Source organism: Flexivirga sp. G2 (assembly GCF_055397625.1).
In genome coordinates, this window is the sequence record NZ_AP039675.1 from 2,221,738 (window position 1) to 2,240,554 (window position 18,817).

The window sequence follows — 18,817 nt, forward strand, 5'->3', positions numbered from 1 at the left end:
TGTCGCATCACCGCAACAGCCGCGTCACAAGTCCGCGGACGCCGTGACATCGGACTTTCGGGACGACCGCATAGAGTCGCAACGGTCGACAAGAGGAGGTGCCAGGTGCCCGCTGCGGATCGGACGATCGTGCTGCTCGAGGGAGTCAGTGACATCGCCGCGCTCAGTGCCGTTGCGAAGACACGTGGCGTCTGCCTGGAGAACGTGGAGCTCATCGACCTCGGTGGTGTCACCAACGTGCGGCGCGCTCTGCACGAATTGCACGGCGATTCAAGGGAGCTGGACATTCTCGGACTCTGTGACGCACCGGAGGCACGTTTTGTCGAGCAGGCGCTCAACGAGATCGGATGCACCGTCCGGGATGCCAGCGACCTTGCGGCATACGGCTTCTTCATCTGCCAGGCGGATCTGGAGGAGGAGCTGATTCGCGCGCTCGGCACCGATCACACGGTTGCCGTGATCGAGGAGCTGGGCCTCGATGTGAAGCTGGCGACGCTTCGGCAGCAACCCGCGTGGCAGGACCGGCCGCTCGCGGAGCAGCTGCACCGATTCTGCGGCGTCGCGTCCGGCCGCAAGGAATTGCTGGCCGGTGCCCTCGCGTCGGCGCTCGACCCGGACGAAGTGCCCGAGCCCCTGCGGGCACTCATCGACCGGATCGTCGCAACGTGAATGATCCTCACCGGCTCGGGGCGGCATTGGCGTTCGCCGAGCACGCCCGGGGAGAGTCCCCTTCGCCGCCATGGCAGCCGCTGGCGAGTCGCCTCGGCGAAGCCGCTCTGCGTGCGCGCATCGAGCACGTCCGGAACTCATTGCCCTCCCCCACCGGCGAGCTAGCCGAGCCTCGCGTCGCCGCCTCCACCGAGCATCTCGGCCTGGCCGCCCGGCTGGTCTCGGCGCACATCTGTGCCCGGGCATTGGGACTGTCGGTCGATCTCACGGCGTCCGAGATCTGGTGGCAGCAGGAGCCCGGCACCCTGCTGCAGCTCTCCGTGGCCAGGACCGCGGCTCCCCGAAACCCGCTGCGGGACGGCGCGATCGAACAACTCACGGCCACCGTTCAGCAGTTGTATGGCGTCAGCCCGCACGTCCTCTGGGGCAATGTCGGATCCGCAGCGAACAGCACGGTCACCCTGTTGCGGGCGAGTCGGCCGGATCTGGTGGCCGCAGCCAGGGGTGCAGCCGACGAGCTCCTGCAGGATCCACGCGTCGACGGAGGAACCCTGCGCGCGGGACCCGGTTTCCGGCGGCGCAGCTGCTGCCTCATCTACCGCGCAGGTGTCGGGATGTGCGGTGACTGCGTGTTGAGATCCTGACAAGGTCGGCGCGGACAATTCCCGGGCCGACTCGTCGGCTACGGCATACTCCGTTGCGTGCCGGATTGGACGATCAGACCGCCAGCGCCACGCGACGTCGACGCGCTGGCCGCCCTCCATGTCGCCGTGTGGCGACACGCCTATCGCGGCCTCATCGAGCAGTCGCTGCTGGACGCCATGAGCGAGGAGCGCAGCGCCGGCCGGTGGAAGACGACGGTGGCACAGTTGGCCGCCGGGAAGACCGACCACACCGTGCTCGCGGCGTTCGTCGACGACCACCCGGTCGGCATCGTCGAGGTCGGCCCGGCGCGCGAAGGCGACGCACCACGACCGATCGAAGTGCTCAGCCTCAATGTCGCCGGCCGCTGGCACGGCAAGGGCGTCGCGCAGGCGCTGATGGATCGGACCGTCGCGGACTCCGATGCCTACCTGTGGGTGCTCCGCGGCAACGAGCGAGCCATCGCGTTCTACCGCAAGCTGGGCTTCGAACTCGACGGCACCGAGCGGTATGACGACGTATGGCGCTGCTTCGACCAGCGCATGCAACGACCGCCGGCTCACCGCGCCGGCTGACAGCGTCGACTGACCGCCGGACGCGTCAGGCTTCGGGTTCCGCCAGGTCGTGCACGTCGCGCACGAACGCAGCGAATCCCGGCACGGTGAACTCCAGATATCCGTGACTGCTGTCCGTGATGATCCCGGCACCGATCAGCCGGCTGCGCGGCACACCGAGCGCATCCGACGGCTTGCCCAGGGCCGCAGCGATCGCGCTGCGGCGGACCGGACCGTCCCCCAGACCGGCCATCGCCAGCACGAACTCCAACTCGACCTCGCGCGTGACCTTCGACAGGCGGGCGGTGAACAGCTCCCGCAGGTCCTCTTCGACGTCGGCGGCCGCGGCCTCCACATGCTGTCGCTTGATCGTGCCGCCGGGATCGGGGAATCCTGCATGCAGCCAAGCGTTTTCGCCGATCAGCTGGACGGTGTGCGGATAGCCGGCGGCATACCGGACCGCAGCGTCGAGAGCGTCGGCACTCCAGCCGACCCCGAGCTGTCGGGCCGGGTTGGCGAGCGCCACCGCGACGGCGTCGGGTGTCAGGTCCTTCAGCTGCCGGTAGGCGAATCGCTCCGAGTTGCTCACGGCGGCGTTGATCACTCCGACACTCTCGGGCAGCCCCGCCATGAAGAGAGACACGGGCAGGGTCCGGCGCTCGGACTGGAAGTGCTGCCATGCGTACGAGATCGTCCGCAGGCTGGCCGCGTCAGCCGCCTGCACCTCGTCGATCAGGATGGCGAGCCCCGAATGCCGTCGCTCCTGGGTGGCCTCCGCCGTGGCGACGATGAGGTCTTCGAACTCCCGGGTCGCCCCGCGCACACGACGACTCGCACCGGAGGCGCTCCAGCCCGCCTCGATGCTGGCGATCCCGGGGACGCCCCCGGTCACCTTCAGTTCCAGGTGGGACAACGCGGTGGTGACCTTCTCGCGCATCCGCGCCGGCCAGCGGCGCACGAGGCGCTCGGCGCCGTCCGCGATCGCCGGCACGAGACCGGACGACTCCCCTGCCGTCACCCAGATCGTGTCCGCGTCCCTGGCATGCGCTCGTTGCTCGACCTGCCGCAGCAGCGAGGTCTTGCCGACCCCCCGCGGCCCGTGATCCACCCGGATCCGTGGCACCAGCCGACCCAGTGCGGTCATCAGATCCAGTCGTTCCTCGATCTGCGCGAGCTGCACGGTGCGGCCGGGGACCTCACGCGCCACCGATCCCGGGGTGTACGGACTGGGTTGTGCCATTCGTGCCTCTGCCTCCGAGGATTTATACGGTTCGTCGAAACCGTATAAAAGCGTATCGATTCAGTGTGACACCAGGAGACTTCGACGACGGTCCGATCCACCGACCAGCCCGCAGGAGTTCGCTCGGGCGGCCGTCATCGACTCTCGCGCACTCCCAACAGGGTTGCCAGAGAGGCGATTTCGCGATCCACGGCACTGCGCAGCGTGCGGGAGAACGGTTCGTCCTCGTGTATGGCGTGCACCACCAGCCGGCCGCGGTCACGGTCCGCGGCGGCATCGACCTTCCCGACCAGTCGGTCGCCATGCAGGATCGGCAGCGCGTAATAGCCCCAGCGCCGCTTCGCCTTCGGCTTGTACATCTCCAGCTGATAGTCGAACTCGAAGAGTTCGGCCATCCGCTTGCGGTCGAAGATCAGCTGGTCCAAGGGTGACAGCAGGACGGTGCGGCCGCGGAAGGACCGGTCCAGCTGCTCCGGATCGACGCACCACTTGCCGTGCACGCCCTCGACGACGGCCGGCTCGCCGGGCGGTTCGATCTCGGAGCGGTTGATGCCGGCCGCGTCATACACCTTCGGCCGCATGAGCCCGAGCGCCGCCAACTGCCGCTCGGCACGGGAGCGCAGCGCCTCCTCGATCGGGACGACATCGGTCTCGGGATAGACCCGCTCGGCGAGATCCCACAGCCGCTCACCGCGTTCGCCACGGGCGGCAACCGCCACCTCTCCCCTGCTCTCCATGAAGTCGATCAGGCGCACGACGTTCTGGTTGTTCGTCCAACCGCTCGACCGCCACGCCACCTCACAGGTGTCCTCGAACGCGGCGGCCGGCAACGGGGCCTCCTCCGCCAGCCGGTCCAGGACGTCCCGGCGACACAGGTCGTTCGCCTGCACCCACTCCGCGCTGAACTCCTGCCACTCGACCCGCGGATGCTCACCCCACTCGGCCATCTCGGCGCGGTACAGGCGTATGTCGTCGGCCGCCAGCACCCGACCGCGGAGCTCCACCACCTCCCGTGCCTCGAAGAGATCGTCGAGCCCGCCGAGGCGGTATCCCTTGCCCAACCGGCTCCAGCACACCAACTCCGGACTCGGCGCGACGGCCGCCGTCAGGTCGACCTGCACCGACCCGAGTCCACGCACGGCGTCCACCAGCGCCGTCGGCCTGGGCATGGCAAGCAACTGCGCGCGCACGGCGATGCGTCGGGCGTCGGCGCGGCTCAGTCGGTGCACGGCGGTCATCTCCCGAACGCTAACGGAATGTCGGCGGGTGAAACCCCGTTGCGACATACATGAAGGTTGACATCTGGTCCGACATCGCATGCCCGTGGTGTTTCATCGGCAAGCGGCGGTTCGAAGCCGGCCTGCGCGATTTCGCGCACGCCGATGACGTCGAAATCACCTGGCACAGCTACCAGTTGGATCCCACACTGCCCGAGCACTATGACGGCACGGAGCTGGACTACCTGGCCGAGCGCAAGGGTATGCCGCGCGAGCAGGTCCGGCAGATGTTCGCTCACGTCGCGCAGCAGGCGGCCGGCGAGGGACTGCACTACGACTTCGACAAGCTCGTCGTCGCCAACAGCATGCGCGGCCACCACCTGCTGCACCTGGCCGCCCGCCACGGCGTCGCCGATGCGGTCAAGGAGGCGCTGCTGTCCGCGCACTTCGAGCACGGAGTCGACATCGGCGACCCGGCCGCACTCGTCGAGATCGGCGGGCGGCACGGCCTGGACGCGACCGAGGTCCGCGCAGCGTTGGACGACCCGGAGGTGCACGCAGAGGTCGAGCACGACTTCGCCCAAGCGCGTGCATACGGCATACAGGGCGTGCCCTTCTTCGTGATCGACGAGAAGTTCGGTGTCTCCGGAGCGCAACCGGCCGCCACGTTCACCGCGGCGCTCGAGCAAGCCTGGCAGGCGCAGCACCCGCTGACGATGCAGGTCGCCGAAGGCGCCACCTGCGGACCTGACGGCTGCTGACGCCCAACTGAATCCCGTTCTGCGGCGTCCTATCGGGTATGACGACAACGACCCGGCGGGGTGTCCTGGCGCTGACCGCCGGCAGCGCCGTGACCGCCCTGACCGGATGCAAACGGCAGGCCGCCGCGAAGCAACTGCTGGCCGAGGCCACCGCGAAACCGACGACGCACGACTGGATTTCGTTCGCTCGCAGCGTGAAGGGCCCGGTGGACCTGCCCGGTTCCGCGGCATACGGACGCGCCAAACTCGTGTTCGACACCCGCTTCGACGCGAACAAGCCGGCGGCAGTGATGGTCGTGCAGCGCGCCGCCGACATCGCCACGGCGATGAAGTTCGCCCAGCGGTTCAACCTGCAGGTGACCCCACGCGGCGGCGGGCACTCCTACGTCGGTGCCTCGGCCGCCAACGGCACTCTGGTCCTCGACATGCGCGCGCTGCGCTCCATCACGTATGACGCACACACCCACACCGTCGACGTCGCCTCCGGCGCTTCGCTGTATGACGTGAAGGCGCATCTCGCGTCGTACGGCCGCACCATCCCCACCGGGACCTGCCCGACGGTCGGGGCTGCCGGTCTCACCCTCGGCGGCGGTCTCGGAGTCGAGTCGCGTGCGCACGGCCTCACCGCGGATCGACTGACCGAGGCCAAACTCGTCCTGCCGGACGGCTCTCTGATCACGGCCGACAGCAAGCAGCACAGTGACATCTTCTGGGCGCTGCGCGGTGGCGGCGGTGGCAACATCGGCGTCGTCACATCACTGCGTTTCGCCACCCATGCGACCCACGACCTGGGCATCTTCACCCTCACCTTCGCCGGCGGCGCCGCCGTTCCGGTGATGACCGGATGGGCCCGCTGGATCGGCAGCACCGGACGCTCCCGCTGGGCCGGCGTCCACGTCGACGCCACCGGCCACGGCGGATTGCACGTCAGCATCGTCGGCGTCACGACCGCCGGCGACGAGCGCGCAGCCGCGACTTCGCTGGCCCACGCCGTCGGGGTCTCCCCCACGGCGACCGACTACCGGCGACTCAGCTACCTGGGCGCGACCACCTACCTCGGGGGCGGCACCACGTCGGCGCGGCAGAGCTTCACCGCCGGCTCCGACGTGCTGGCGAAGCTCGACACACGGACCGCGAGCGCCATCGCGCGTGCCGTCACGGACCGCTCCCGCGCCGGCCGCACCGGCAGCGCGCTGCTCGATCCCCTGACCGGAGCGGTGTCCGATCCGAAACGCACGGACACCGCCTTCCCCTGGCGTGACCACGTCGCCTCGGTGCAGTGGTACGTCGGCGGCGGCACGTATGCGTCGGCCCACGATTGGATCGCGCAGGCGCACCGGCAGGTGGCCGCCTTCTCCTCCGGCGGCTATGTCAACTATCTCGAGCCGGGGCAGTCCGCGAGCCGCTATTTCGCCGGCAGTCTCCCGCGCCTGACCCAGATCCGGCAGCGCTACGACCCGAAGCGGCGGTTGCACAGCGGCCTCCACGTGTGAGCGGGCGACTCCGTGAGATAACGGAACGGCGGCCCGCTGCCCGATCGCCGCACACCGCCCGCGGCGATGTGCCACAGTGTCGCGCGTGACTCTGCTGCGGACGCCCATTGCGCACGTGTCCAGTCCGGAGCAGCAACGGCTGCAACGCAGTTGGTACTGGTACGACTGGGCCGCGGCGTCGTACGTGACCGTCACGGCGGCGGTGCTCTTCGCGCCATACCTGACCTCGATCGCGAACAAGGTGGCCTGCCCGGGACAGTCCTCGGACAAGGCGTGCAACAACAACCTGGACGTGTTGGGCATCGGCATCGCGCCGGGCTCGCTGGTCCCTTACGTCCTGACCGCGTCGACCGTCATCTCGGCCGTGGTGCTCGTGTTCATCGGTGCGATCGTCGACCGGTCGCAGCATCCGCTGCGCTACCTGGCGGCGTTCACGTATGTCGGCGCCGTCGCCGCCGGTGCCATGGTCCTGATCGGCGGCACGAACTGGCAGCTCGGCGTCGTCCTGGCGATCGTCGCGAACCTCGGCCTCGGCGCCGCCCTCATCGTCTACTCGGCGATCATGGTGCGGATCACCCCACCCGACGACCGCGACTACGTGTCCGCGCGTGGTTGGGCCTACGGCTACCTCGGCGGCGGCTCCCTGTTGGCAGCAACCCTGGTTCTGCTGGTCACCCACGACGCGTTCGGCCTCGACAAGGCCGGCGCGGTCCGCGTCGCGTTCCTGGTCGCGGGCGCCTGGTGGGCGCTGTTCGCGATCATCCCGCTGCGCGGCCTGCGCGCGCTCGCCACGATGGACCGGCCGACACCGCGTGACCGGATGGGTGGCTTCCGACAACTGCGGACGACGTTCGCATCTCTGCGGGACTACCCACAGACCAAACGCTTCCTGCTCGCCTATCTCTTCTACAACGACGGCATGCAGACCGTCATCGCCGCCGCCAGCCTCTACGGCAGCAAGCAACTGAAGTTCAGCGAGAGCGAACTGGTGGTGACCATCCTGCTGGTGCAGTTCGTCGCGTTCTTCGGTGCGCTGGCGTTCGCTCGCTTGGCCGCCCGGCACGGCGCGCACCGGATGATCTACTCCAGCCTCTTCATCTGGACGGTCGTGGTCTGCGCGGCCTGCGCCCTGCCGGAGAAGAACCTCGTCCTGTGGTTGCTGGTCGCGTGCGCCATCGGCCTGGTCCTGGGCGGCAGCCAGTCGCTGTCCCGGTCGCTGTACAGCGGGCTGATCCCTACCGGCCGCGAGTCGGAATTCTTCAGCCTCTACCAGGCGATGGAACGTGGCACCAGCTGGCTGGGCACCCTGGTCTTCGGACTGGTCTTCCAGTGGTTCCGGGACTACCGCTACTCGATCGTCGCGCTGATCATCTTCTTCGGTGTCGGCGCCGTCCTGTTGCGCGGAGTCCGCGTCCGTGAGGGCATCATCGACGCCGGCAACACCCCGCCGCAGATCGTCTGATCAGGCCTCCGGACCGTCCGGACCGACCGCTCGGATAACGATCGGATCACGCTCGATGCGACTTTTCTGGGCGTTTACGGCATACTGGCGCGGCCAAAGACGTATTATCAGCAACCTTTTGCGAGGCTACGGCGTCTTTGCTTGTGTGGATCCCGTTGCGGATCGTCGCGTGACCGGGTGTTCTGAGCACTGATTGCTCGGGAACATCCCGGCTCCACCGACCGTTGCACGACATAGATCGCCGAGACCGGACCGACCCGTGGGGGGCAGGTTTTCGGTGGGCCCGATACGAGAGAGAAGTGAGTGGACATGGCAGAGCGTTCGTTGCGAGGCACCAACCTCAGCACCCTGTCCTTGGAGACCGAGGACAACATCGCGTTCAGTGAGCGCCAGATCGTGCGCTACGTGTGCGAGCAGGGTCACGTCAGCGAACTGCCCTTCTCGGTCGAGGCCGATGTGCCCGGCCTGTGGGAGTGCGGCACCTGTGGCCAGGAGGCCAAGCTGCAGGACGGCCCGGAGCCGGAGCGCAAGCCGGTCAAGCCGGTGCGCACCCACTGGGACATGCTGCTCGAGCGTCGCTCCATCCCGGAGCTGGAGGAGCTGTTGCAGGAGCGGCTGACGCTGCTGCGCGCGTCGCGTGGTGAGAAGCCGCGCCGCAAGCGCTCCGCCTGAGCGCGACATACAACAGAAGGAGCCGACCGGATCATCCGGTCGGCTCCTTCTGTTGCGCGTGGATTCGAAAGTATGCCGTCAGCGGCTCTTGCCGTCCTCGTCGATGATCTCGCCGTCGATCACCTCGGGGTCGTCCGGCCGCACACGGGTCCGGGTCGCCGTGTAGTCGACGACCTGCAGTCCGCCGGCGCCGACGCGGCGGCCGATGAACACCTGCATGAGCCGTCGAGAGACCGAACGCATGCCCGGCAGGATCAGGATGATGCCGAGCAGCGACGTCACGAAGCCCGGAATCAGCAACAGCACCCCGCCGACCAATGCCTGCGGGGCATCGGCGACCTCGCGAGCCGGCGGCCGGCGTTCGGCCATCGCACTGCGCATCTCCCGGGCCGCGCCCACCGAGGCGCGTTTGATGACGACCAGCCCCAGGCAGAAGCACGCGGCCAGGGCGAGCAGCGTCCACCAGCCGATGACGTGCCACACCAGCACGATGACGACCACCTCGATGATCGGCATGCACAGGGCGACGGCGAACAGCAGGCGCGCCCAGAACGGTGCGCGGGACGGGGTGGTGCTCATGCGGGGTCCTTCGGTCGGTGAACGATGCGCTCACCAAGAGAACGAATCTGACCGCGTCGGTACTCCCAACCCCACCGGCTGATGTTGCGCAATGACTCCCGCGCGATGTCCGGATTCATCTTGGACTGGCCGATCTCGCGCTCGACGAAGGTGATCGGCACCTCGACGACGCGCAGCCCGGCCCGGATCGCCCGCCAGGTCAGGTCGGCCTGGAAGCAGTACCCGTAGGAATCGACACCGTCCAGCCCGATGGTCCGCAGCGCGTCGGCCCGATAGACCCGGAACCCGGCGGTGGCGTCGTTCACCGGCATACCGAGCAGGGTCTTGACGTAGATGTTGCCGCCGACACTGAGCGCCTTGCGGTGCAGCGGCCAGTTGACGACCTTCCCGCCACGGATCCATCGCGACCCGATCACGACGTCGGCGTCGCGCGCAGCCTGGAGCATGGCGGGCAACCGCTCGGGCGGATGCGATCCGTCGGCATCGATCTCGACGAGCAGGTCGTAACCCTGCTCGAGTCCTCGGGCGAAACCGGCGAGGTAGGCCTTGCCGAGCCCCTCCTTACCCGCGCGGTGCATGACCTCGACCCGGTCGTCGGCGGCCGCCAGCTCGTCGGCGACGGCGCCCGTGCCGTCGGGTGAATTGTCTTCCAGCACCAGCACGTTCGCGTCGGGCACGCTCGCCCGGATGCGCCGGATGATCAACGGCAGGTTTTCGCGCTCGTTGTATGTCGGCACGAGCACCAGGATCTTGGACGAAGCAGGCTTCGGGACGTCGTGATCAGACAAGCTCGTGGACTTCCTCAGGGCTCGACGTACGGCGGCGGGCGGAACGGTTGCCACCCAGGGCGATCCCGCAGAGTAGCAAGGCGGCCCCGCAGCCGAGCCATTCCGGCAAGGAGCCGAGCCGCACGGCGAGGGTCTCCCCCGAACGCAGCGGCAAGGCGCCGTCGAGCGCCTTCGGCGTGAACAGACTCGACTTGTCGTGGACCGCGCCGTCCGGCGTGATGAGGCCACTGACCCCCACCGTCGAGATGTGCACGATCGACCGGCCCAGCTCGATGGCGCGGATCCGGGAGATCGCCAATTGCTGCTCGGACTCCGCCGTGTGCCCGAAGGTCGCGTTGTTCGTCTGCACCGTCAGGATCTGCGCGCCGTCACGCACCGGCTTACGGGTGAGCGAGTCGTAGGCGACCTCGAAGCAGATCACCGGCGCGACCTTGACGACACCGTTGGTCTTGGTCGGCACCCGGAAGAGTCCGGTCTTGTGGCCCGCGGCGAAGTTGCCGGCGAGGTCGACTGCCGAGGAGAACTTCCGGAAGAACGAGCGGTAGGGCATGTATTCGGCGAACGGCACCGGGTGCTGCTTGACGTAACGATCCACGATGCCCTTGTCCGGCACGTAGAGCAGCGAGGTGTTGCTCGTCTTCGGTGCCGGCTCGTTGAGCACCGCACCGACGATGAGTGGCACCCCGATGCCGTCGACAGTCCGGACGATCTCGGTGCCCGCGTCCGTATTGCGGGTCGGATCGATGTCCGAGGAGTTCTCCGGCCAGATCACCAGTGCCGGCTTCGCCATGGTGCCTGCCTTGATCTTGCGGGCGGCCGCATCGGTGACCTTGACATGGTTGTCCAGAACGGCGCGCCGCTGGGCGTTGAACTCCAGGCCCGCGGTCGGGACGTTCCCCTGGATGGCGAGGACCTGCATCTTCTTGCCACCGGTCGGTGTCGGATAGACGACGGCGACGGCGAGCACTGCGACTCCGGCGACGAGCGGCCACAACCGAGGAAGGATGGCGCGCGCCGGCGGCATACCCCGCCGAACCCGGTCGATGGTCAGTGCAAGCCAGCCGCCGAGCAGGGCGACGACGAAGGTCAGCCCGGGTGCGCCGAAGATCGACGCGAGGTGCGCCAGCGGCGAACCCGCCGTCGACCAGGCCAACCGCGCCCACGGGAAGCCGCCGAACGGCATCGAGTCGCGCACCGCCTCCTGCAGCACCCAGAGCAGCGCGATCGCCACCGGGCGCACGTGCGGTCCGTCGGCCGGGGACAGCCACATCGGCAGCCTCTCCCAGCGACGGGCGGACTGCACCAGGGAGCACGCCATACCCATCAGAGCGAGGTAGACCGACTCGGTGATGGACAACGCGAGCCATGGCACGGCGCCGACGTAGGTGCCCGCCCAGTGCAGGGTCGGACCCATGCAGGCGAAGCCGCCGACGAGACCGAGCAGGAAACCGGTGCGGGCCCGAGTTCCCTTGGTGGCCAACGCAAGCAGGGCGACGCCGACGATGGCGGCGGGCCAGATGGCAGGACCGGGGAAGGACAGCCAGATGCACAGCCCGCCCGCGACGGCAAGGGCAAGGCGGGAGATCACCGACCAAGCCTAACCGGGCACTCCCGAAAGGTACGGACCAACGGTGAACCACCTCCGCTCGTCGAGGTCGGAGCGGAGGTGTAGAGAAGAGGAAGGGAGAAAGGCTCGCAGACGGGCCACTCGTCGTTGGGACCAATACACGCGGGTCGCCCACAGCGTGCACGTTTTCTACTAGACGAGGGGCCCATCTACGGCACCTTGTGTGTTCGTGAATCCGCCATGGCGTGCCCCGAACGTTGGGAATGAATTTACCGGTGCGTCAGTCGGTGTCAACAGTGCGCTGACCTGCACAAACGCGCGTTTGCGCAGGTCAGCGCAGTTTCGTTGACCTGAATTTCTTCTGGAATACCCGGCGTGTCGCGCGCAACACGCCGCACGACATGATGTACCGGTGTCATCTCCTCGTCGCTCATCGACTGCCGGAACGCCCGCGACGCTCGCCTTGCGTCGTGCCGGCATCGACTTCACCGCGCACGAGTTCGAGCACGACCAGGGCGCGGAGTCCTACGGCCTGGAAGCCGCAGCCGCGCTGGACGTCGCACCGTCGCAAGTCTTCAAAACCCTTGTTGCACAGACGGATCGGCCGGTCGACAAGGGGCTGGTCGTGGCCATCGTTCCCGTCGATCGCCAGCTGGACCTCAAGGCGCTCGCCCGAGAGGCCGGCTGCAAGCGAGCCACGTTGGCCGCCGCCGCGGACGCCGAGCGCAGTTCCGGGTATCTGGTCGGCGGCATCAGCCCCGTCGGTCAGAAGCGCGCGTTGAGGACCGTGCTCGACAGATCCGCCGAGGCGCAGCCGGCGATCTTCGTCAGCGGCGGACGACGCGGACTCGACCTCGAGCTGTCCCCCGAAGATCTGGTGGCGATCACCGGTGCGCTGGTCGCCGACATCGCCCGCTGACCGAGCGACGCAGCTCAGTCCGTCAACGGCGACCGGTCCTCCCACGGGGTGCTGAGCACCACCGTGGTCCGGGTGGTCACGCTTGCGGCAGAACGGATCTCGGCCAGCAGCGTCTCCAGTGCACCGGGGCTGGCGACGCGGACCTTGAGCACGTAGTTCTCCCCTCCGGCGACCGAGAAGCAGGACTCGATCGCGGGCAGGTGCCGCAGTCGATCGGGTATGTCGTCCGGCGCAGACGGGTCGAACGGCGTGACCGAGATCAGCGCCGTCATCGGTATGCCGGCAGCCTCGTGATCGATGACGGCGCGGTAGCCGCGGATCACCCCACGTTCCTCCAGTCGGCGCACGCGCTGGTGGACCGCGGAGGTCGACAGGCCGGTGGCCTTGCCCAGGTCGGTGTAGCTCAGCCGCCCGTCCTCGGACAGCAGGCGGGCGATCTGCCGGTCGAGTTCTTCCATGCCCGCACTCTAAAGCTCTGACACGATGTACCGATGCAACCTCGCCTGATGCTGTTGGACTCCGCAAGCCTCTATTTCCGAGCCTTCTACGGGGTGCCGGACCGGCGTGCGACGCCGGACGCCATGCCCAACAACGCGATCCGCGGCTTCGTAGACATGCTGGCAACGCTCGTCACCGACCATGCACCCACCGAGCTGGTGGCCTGCTGGGACAACGACTGGCGGCCGGCCTTCCGGGTCGAGGCGATCCCGTCATACAAGACGCACCGGATGGTGGAGGGCACCAACGGCGTCGAGGAGTCACCGGACGACCTCACGCCGCAGGTGCCGGTGATCGTGGATGTCCTTGCTGCAGTGGGGATCACGCGCCTCGGCATCGACGGGTACGAGGCGGACGACGTGATCGGCACGCTCGCCGTCGGCGCGCACGGCCGTGCCCAGGTGGATGTCGTCACCGGTGATCGGGATCTCTTCCAGCTGGTCGACGACGCTCAGAGCGTCCGGGTCCTCTACACCGCGCGAGGCGGGGTCCGCGACCCGGATGTGATCGACCAGGCGTTCCTGGAACGCAAGTACGCCGTCGCCACGGGAGCGGCATACGCGGACATGGCTGTGCTGCGCGGTGATTCGAGCGACGGGCTGCCCGGGGTGACCGGCATCGGTGAGAAGACGGCGGCCACGCTCATCAATCGGTATGGCGACCTGGCCACACTGCGTGCCGCGATCGCCGATGGGGACCCGCTGCTGAAGGGCGCTCAGCGGAAGCGACTGGAGGCGGCCGGGGACTACCTCGACGCCGCACCGGCGGTCGTCGAGGTCGTCAAGAACATCACGCTGCCAACAGGATTGGACGCTGCACTCCCCCAGCAGGTCGCCAACCCGGGCCGGCTCCGCGAGCTGACCGAACAACACGACCTCACCACGCCGGTGGCGAGGTTGTTGAAGGCGTTGCGGCTCGCCTGACCGGCCGGTCCGCTCCGGCTACTGGCGGCGCGGGTTGCGGGGGTCGTTCGGCGGGAAGGTGCCGTCGTCGTCGCCACCGTCGTCCTGGTGGTAGAGCAGTTCGTTCAGGCGGACCTGGACGTCCTCCACGTGCGGAACGTCGTGCAGCGGCACACCGCGCTGCTCGCTGGCGTCACTGATGATCAGCGTGCCACAGCCGAAAATGCGGTCCAGCAAAGACTTTTCGTAGGACACGTCGTTGATCCGGTAGAGCGGGATGTCGCGGCCGGACTTGTTGATGATGCCGCGGCGAGTGATCAACCGACGGTTGGTGATGACGTAGATGGTCGTCAGCCAGCGCAGCACCGGCACCAGCACGAAGACGCAGAGGATGAGCAACGCGACGATCCACACGGCGAGCGTCGCCCAGCCCGACCAGCCCTTGTCGCTGATCCAGATGGAGGCGGCCAGTGCGACGACGACGGTCACCACCCCGATCACCAAGGGGAAGAAGATCTCCTTGATGTGAGTCCGCAACTCGAGGTCGATCTGCTCGCCACGTGCGAGGTGCTTTGCCGAGAACGCCATGGGACGCATCCTGCCATGCCGCAGCGCGGCGGCACCCGATTGCATGCGGCGTTGCCGCGTGTCAGTCGAGACGGTCCGCGGCGACGACGCCGCGCATCACCTTCTCGATCGCGGTGCGGGCGGTCCGGCGCACTCCGTCGTGCGGGGTCGCTTCGGCGATCTGGTCCAGTAGGTCGACCACCTGCTTGCAGCGCCGCACGAAGTCGCCTGCGGACATCTCGCTGTCCCGCAGCACTGTTTCCAGTCGGCCGCCGCTCGCCCACCGATGCATCACCCACGTCATACCGGGGTCGATGTCGCCCATCGGTGTCAGGCCGAGTCGGCGCTGAGAGTCCTGCAGACCACGGGTGATGGTGACCATCTCGGCCAGTGCGTCCCGGGTCTGCTCGCCGGGAATCCGCACCTCGTCGCCGGATGCCTCGCGACGCGCCTCGTAGACGAGGGCGCACACCACTGCTGCCAGTGAGGGCGCGTCGAGCCTGCGCCATACGTCGTGCTCGAGGCATTCGGCGGCCAGCAGGTCCTTCTCCGTGTAGATCCGCTGCAGCACCCGGCCGCGGTCGGTGACGGTCGCACCGTCCTGGTCGAGGTAGCCGAGTTCGGCCAGCAGGTCACAGATGCGGTCGAAGGTGCGCGCGACGGAGTGGGTCCGGCGGTCCACCTGGCGCTGCAGTCCATCGGTCTCCCGACGCAGCTTCCACCAGCGCTCGGCCCACCGCGCGTGCTGCTCGCGGTAGGGACAGTCGTCGCACGGGTGCGCCTTCAAGGCCGCCTGCACCCGCTCGACCTCCGCGGTCGACGACTCCTGCTCCGCCACCGCGGCTGCACGCAGCTCGGCCGGGCTCGGTGGCGGCTGCTCACGCAACCTGTTGCGCATCGAGGCTGCGAGGTCGCGGCGAGCCCTGGGTGACCGGCTCTGGAAGTTGCGCGGCACCGGGATCCGGTTGACCGGCTCCACCACGTCGGTGACGTCGGTGTCACTGAGCCGACGGAGCTGCCCGTCGCCGTTGATGATGGACGGCGACTCGACCCCACCACGCTTGCCGCGCCCCGACGGGACCACGACGGCGTAGCCGGCCCGTCGGCCCTCCGGGACACGGATGATGTCACCCGGCTCCAGCTGCTCCAGCGAGACCGCGGTCGCTGCGCGTCGGCTGGCCGAGCGCTGTTTCGCAGCGGACTTCTGCAGATCGGTGAGTTCCCTTCGCAATGCGGCGTATTCGGCGAAGTCGCCCAGGTGGCACCGCATCGCCTCGGCATACCCCTCGAGCGCCTCCTCATTGCGATGTATGGCGCGAGCGGTGCCGACGACGGAACGGTCGGCCTGGAACTGCGCGAACGACTGCTCGAGCACCTGACCGGCCCGCCACCGGCCCACCTTGTCGACCAGGTTGACCGCCATGTTGGACGTCGGCACGAACGAGGAGCGCAACGGGTAGGTCCGCGTCGATGCCAGTCCACCGACCTCGTGCGGATCGACGCCGGGGCCCCAGAGAACGACCGCGTGCCCCTCGTAGTCGATGCCACGCCGACCGGCGCGACCGGTGAGCTGGGTGTATTCGGCCGGGGTGATGTCGGCGTGCGTCTCGCCGTTGTATTTGACCAGCCGCTCGATGACGACGGTGCGTGCCGGCATGTTGATGCCGAGCGCGAGCGTCTCGGTCGCGAACACCGCCTTGATCGTGCCGTCGGTGAAGAGCTCCTCGACGATCTCCCGGAAGATCGGCAGCATGCCGGCGTGGTGCGCGGCGAAACCGCGGCTCAGACCTTCGACGAAGTCGTAGTAGCCGAGCACCGCCAGATCGTCCTCGGGCAGGCCGGCGACCCGTTCCTCGACCAGCCGGCGTACTCGTGCGCCGGCCTTCTCCGGAATGAGTTTGGTGCCCCAGGCGAGCAGTTGGGCGACGGCACCCTCGCAACCGGCCCGGCTGAAGATGAAGGTGATGGCCGGCAGCAGGCCGTCGTGATCGAGCGCCTCGATCACTTGGGGGCGGCTCGGTCCGCGACTCGGTCGGCCACTGCGCACCGGACCCTGCGGTGAGCCGCCGCGAGGGCGTCCGCGGCGACCGCGGGGTGCTCCGGCGTCCTCCCGCCGCCCGTGGCGCTGGTCGCGGCGCTCCCGGTCGAACTGCTCGATGCGTTGCAGCAGATGCGGATTGATGCGCAGCTTCTCGCGGCCGTCGTCGACGAACAGGTCCATCAGCGAGGGACCGACCATCATCTGCTGCCACAACGGCACCGGCCGATGTTCCTCGACGATGACCTCGGTGTCACCGCGCACCTCGCGCAGCCAGTCGCCGAACTCCTCGGCATTGCTGACCGTGGCGGACAGCGAGATCAGCTGGACCGAGGGCGCCAGCATGACGATGACTTCCTCCCAGACCGCGCCCCGGAAGCGGTCCGCCAGATAGTGCACCTCGTCCATGACGACGAACCCGAGCCGACCGAGTGTCGCCGAACCGGCGTAGATCATGTTGCGCAGCACCTCGGTGGTCATCACCACGATCGGTGCCTCGCCGTTGATCGATGAGTCGCCGGTCAGCAGGCCGACGTTCTCGGCGCCGTGCCGCGCTGCTAGGTCGGCGTACTTCTGGTTGGACAGCGCCTTGATCGGCGTCGTGTAGAACGTCTTGCGGCCGGTGTGTAACGCGAGGTATGCCGCGAACTCACCGACGATCGTCTTGCCCGACCCGGTCGGCGCCGCGACCAGCACGCTGCGACCGGACTGCACCGCCTCGATCCCGAGACGCTGGAAGTCATCGAACGGAAAGTCGTACCCGGCTGCGAACCGGCTGAAGTGCGTCGAGTCGAAGCCCCGCTGGGCGGTGGAATTCTCCTGACGTTCCACGGATTCCGGCATGTCGGAAGGCTACTTCCCCCGACCTGCTAGAGCTCGGACTTTTCGTCGTCCGGCACGTCGAGCCATTCGGAGCGGGCCTTGTCGGCGCGCTTCGCACGACGGGCGTCGAGGAAGAAGCCGATACCCACGGCAGCGAAGTAGAGGACGATCATCGGCACCATCAGCGCCAGCATCGACCAGGCATCCGGCGACGGGCTCATCATCGCGGAGAAGACGGCCATCGCCATCACAGCGACTCGCCAGCCCTTCAGCATGATGCGCCCCGGCAGGATCCGGATCATGTTCAGGCCGGTGAGGAAGACCGGCAACAGGAACGCCAGCCCGAAGACCAGGACGAACTTGATGATGAAGGTGTAGTACTTCTGTGCATCGGTGAAGTTCGCGCTGCGGTCGGTCTGCGGTGTGGTGCCGAGCAGGAACTCGATGGCATTCGGCAGGGCGAGCGTCGAGGCCCAGCAGCCGAGCAGGAACAGCGGCACCGACACCGCGAGGAAGCCGCGGGAGACCCGCTTCTCCTTCTTCGTCAGCCCGGGAGCGAGGAACCCCCACAACTGCCACAGCCAGATCGGGCTGGCGATGATGACACCGAACCACAAGGAAACCTTCAACTTGAGGCTGAAGGCCTCGGATACGCCGTTGGCGCTGTAGTTCAGGTCGCCGGCGTTCGGGTGTTTCTTGTGCACCTCGGCCAGCGGATGCTGGATGAAGTCGACGAGCGTGCCGAATCGATAGCCGAACAACGTGATGTGCTGGTCGTAGACGATCCAGCCGAGGATCGCACCGATGACAATGGCGATCGCCGCGATCAGGGCACGTCGACGGAACTCGCGGAAGTGTTCGCCGAGGGACATCCGGCCTTCCGGATTGTCCTTACGCCGCAATAGGGCCATATGTGGTGTGTCGTCCTGCGCAGAAGGTCCCTACGGGACGGTGATCAGTTGCCGGTGCCCGGGTTGTTGCCCTGCTGCGGGTATCCCGCGGGTGCCTGCTGCTGCTGTGCCTGCGGCTGGGCCTGCTGCTGCGGCTGGTAGCCCGGCTGGCCGGGCTGCGGCTGCTGGTAACCCGGCTGCTGGTAACCCTGCTGGGGCTGCTGCGGAGCGGCCTGCTGGCCCTGCTGCGGGTAACCGGATGCACCGGGCATCGGTGCCTCACCGGGGGCAGCTCCGGGCTGCTGCTGGGTCTGGCCGGGCACGGTCTGACCGGACGCGGCGCTCTTGTGGTCGTCGTCGCCGAGTTCACTCTTGAGGATGCGCGCCGAACGGCCCAGGCTGCGGGCTGCGTCGGGCAGCTTCTTCCAGCCGAAGAGGATGACCACGATGAGCACGAGGATGAGGAGGTGCCACGGCTCTAGGGCTCCACGAAACATAACTAGCTCCTGAAAGTTTGAGTGCGCGAACAAGCGGCGT

19 protein-coding genes are annotated in these 18,817 nt (G+C 67.9%); 9 read left to right on the forward strand and 10 right to left on the reverse strand.

The features are described 5' to 3' along the window. Nucleotides 1-105: 105 nt before the first annotated feature. Genes ACZ50J_RS10765 through ACZ50J_RS10775 form a run of 3 tightly spaced genes read left to right on the forward strand, consistent with a single transcriptional unit; the run spans nucleotide 106 to nucleotide 1,886 of the window. Nucleotides 106-669 carry a hypothetical protein gene (locus ACZ50J_RS10765; protein ID WP_464301270.1) on the forward strand — a complete coding sequence of 188 codons (564 nt, stop codon included), beginning with the start codon at nucleotides 106-108 and terminating at the stop codon, nucleotides 667-669. Further along, nucleotides 666-1,313, forward strand: coding sequence for a (2Fe-2S)-binding protein (locus ACZ50J_RS10770; RefSeq protein ID WP_464301271.1), 648 nt, complete (start codon nucleotides 666-668; stop codon nucleotides 1,311-1,313). The genes ACZ50J_RS10765 and ACZ50J_RS10770 overlap by 4 nt, the downstream gene beginning before the upstream one ends. A gap of 57 nt (nucleotides 1,314-1,370) precedes the next feature. Beyond that, nucleotides 1,371-1,886, forward strand: a complete 516-nt coding sequence (locus ACZ50J_RS10775) for an N-acetyltransferase family protein (protein ID WP_464301272.1) — start codon at nucleotides 1,371-1,373, stop codon at nucleotides 1,884-1,886. A gap of 25 nt (nucleotides 1,887-1,911) precedes the next feature. Here ACZ50J_RS10775 and ACZ50J_RS10780 read toward each other — a convergent pair whose 3' ends face one another. Both ACZ50J_RS10780 and ACZ50J_RS10785 read right to left on the reverse strand, forming a co-directional pair. After that, nucleotides 1,912-3,105: an ATP-binding protein gene (locus ACZ50J_RS10780; RefSeq protein ID WP_464301273.1), complete on the reverse strand. Its 1,194-nt coding sequence runs from the start codon at nucleotides 3,103-3,105 to the stop codon at nucleotides 1,912-1,914. A 134-nt stretch (nucleotides 3,106-3,239) separates the two neighbouring features. After that, complete coding sequence (locus ACZ50J_RS10785) at nucleotides 3,240-4,343, reverse strand: DNA glycosylase AlkZ-like family protein (RefSeq protein ID WP_464301274.1); 1,104 nt, start codon at nucleotides 4,341-4,343, stop codon at nucleotides 3,240-3,242. A 50-nt stretch (nucleotides 4,344-4,393) separates the two neighbouring features. On the opposite strand from ACZ50J_RS10785, the gene ACZ50J_RS10790 reads away from it, so the two are divergent. From ACZ50J_RS10790 to ACZ50J_RS10805, 4 genes are all read left to right on the forward strand, one after another. Then, nucleotides 4,394-5,083 (forward strand): DsbA family oxidoreductase, encoded by a 690-nt coding sequence (locus ACZ50J_RS10790; RefSeq protein WP_464301275.1) that lies wholly within the window; start codon nucleotides 4,394-4,396, stop codon nucleotides 5,081-5,083. 38 nt (nucleotides 5,084-5,121) lie between these two features. After that, nucleotides 5,122-6,576 carry an FAD-binding oxidoreductase gene (locus ACZ50J_RS10795; RefSeq protein WP_464301276.1) on the forward strand — a complete coding sequence of 485 codons (1,455 nt, stop codon included), beginning with the start codon at nucleotides 5,122-5,124 and terminating at the stop codon, nucleotides 6,574-6,576. An 85-nt stretch (nucleotides 6,577-6,661) separates the two neighbouring features. Then, nucleotides 6,662-8,038 (forward strand): MFS transporter, encoded by a 1,377-nt coding sequence (locus ACZ50J_RS10800; RefSeq protein ID WP_464301277.1) that lies wholly within the window; start codon nucleotides 6,662-6,664, stop codon nucleotides 8,036-8,038. A gap of 309 nt (nucleotides 8,039-8,347) precedes the next feature. Then, nucleotides 8,348-8,710 carry an RNA polymerase-binding protein RbpA gene (locus ACZ50J_RS10805; protein WP_464301278.1) on the forward strand — a complete coding sequence of 121 codons (363 nt, stop codon included), beginning with the start codon at nucleotides 8,348-8,350 and terminating at the stop codon, nucleotides 8,708-8,710. Nucleotides 8,711-8,788: 78 nt separating this feature from the next. Here ACZ50J_RS10805 and ACZ50J_RS10810 read toward each other — a convergent pair whose 3' ends face one another. The 3 genes from ACZ50J_RS10810 to lnt are packed head-to-tail and all read right to left on the reverse strand — an operon-like array spanning nucleotide 8,789 to nucleotide 11,665. Next, nucleotides 8,789-9,289: an FxsA family protein gene (locus ACZ50J_RS10810; protein ID WP_464301279.1), complete on the reverse strand. Its 501-nt coding sequence runs from the start codon at nucleotides 9,287-9,289 to the stop codon at nucleotides 8,789-8,791. Beyond that, entirely contained in the window at nucleotides 9,286-10,077 is a 792-nt protein-coding gene (locus ACZ50J_RS10815) for a polyprenol monophosphomannose synthase (protein ID WP_464301280.1), read from the reverse strand. Before ACZ50J_RS10815 ends, ACZ50J_RS10810 begins: the two co-directional genes overlap by 4 nt. Continuing rightward, complete coding sequence (lnt, locus tag ACZ50J_RS10820; protein WP_464301281.1) at nucleotides 10,070-11,665, reverse strand: apolipoprotein N-acyltransferase; 1,596 nt, start codon at nucleotides 11,663-11,665, stop codon at nucleotides 10,070-10,072. The genes ACZ50J_RS10815 and lnt overlap by 8 nt, the downstream gene beginning before the upstream one ends. 391 nt (nucleotides 11,666-12,056) lie before the next feature. Here lnt and ybaK point away from each other — a divergent pair, with 391 nt between their 5' ends. Then, nucleotides 12,057-12,563: a Cys-tRNA(Pro) deacylase gene (gene ybaK / locus ACZ50J_RS10825; RefSeq protein ID WP_464301282.1), complete on the forward strand. Its 507-nt coding sequence runs from the start codon at nucleotides 12,057-12,059 to the stop codon at nucleotides 12,561-12,563. Between the two features lie 14 nt (nucleotides 12,564-12,577). Here the strand turns inward: ybaK and ACZ50J_RS10830 are convergent, their stop codons facing one another. Then, nucleotides 12,578-13,021 carry an Lrp/AsnC family transcriptional regulator gene (locus tag ACZ50J_RS10830; protein ID WP_464301283.1) on the reverse strand — a complete coding sequence of 148 codons (444 nt, stop codon included), beginning with the start codon at nucleotides 13,019-13,021 and terminating at the stop codon, nucleotides 12,578-12,580. 33 nt (nucleotides 13,022-13,054) lie between these two features. Here ACZ50J_RS10830 and ACZ50J_RS10835 point away from each other — a divergent pair, with 33 nt between their 5' ends. After that, nucleotides 13,055-13,984, forward strand: coding sequence for a 5'-3' exonuclease (locus ACZ50J_RS10835; RefSeq protein ID WP_464301284.1), 930 nt, complete (start codon nucleotides 13,055-13,057; stop codon nucleotides 13,982-13,984). 18 nt (nucleotides 13,985-14,002) lie between these two features. Here the strand turns inward: ACZ50J_RS10835 and ACZ50J_RS10840 are convergent, their stop codons facing one another. The 4 genes from ACZ50J_RS10840 to tatA all read right to left on the reverse strand — a co-directional run bounded on the left by ACZ50J_RS10840 (nucleotide 14,003) and on the right by tatA (nucleotide 18,777). Further along, the gene (locus tag ACZ50J_RS10840) at nucleotides 14,003-14,551 is read right to left on the reverse strand and encodes a PH domain-containing protein (RefSeq protein ID WP_464301285.1); all 549 of its coding nucleotides are present in this window, start codon (nucleotides 14,549-14,551) and stop codon (nucleotides 14,003-14,005) included. Nucleotides 14,552-14,612: 61 nt separating this feature from the next. Next, a complete protein-coding gene (locus tag ACZ50J_RS10845) occupies nucleotides 14,613-17,411 on the reverse strand; it encodes a DEAD/DEAH box helicase (RefSeq protein WP_464301286.1) in 2,799 nt (932 codons plus the stop codon). A 26-nt stretch (nucleotides 17,412-17,437) separates the two neighbouring features. Continuing rightward, complete coding sequence (gene tatC / locus ACZ50J_RS10850) at nucleotides 17,438-18,262, reverse strand: twin-arginine translocase subunit TatC (protein WP_464301287.1); 825 nt, start codon at nucleotides 18,260-18,262, stop codon at nucleotides 17,438-17,440. An 83-nt stretch (nucleotides 18,263-18,345) separates the two neighbouring features. Further along, nucleotides 18,346-18,777: a Sec-independent protein translocase subunit TatA gene (tatA, locus tag ACZ50J_RS10855; protein WP_464301288.1), complete on the reverse strand. Its 432-nt coding sequence runs from the start codon at nucleotides 18,775-18,777 to the stop codon at nucleotides 18,346-18,348. Nucleotides 18,778-18,817 lie beyond the last annotated feature (40 nt).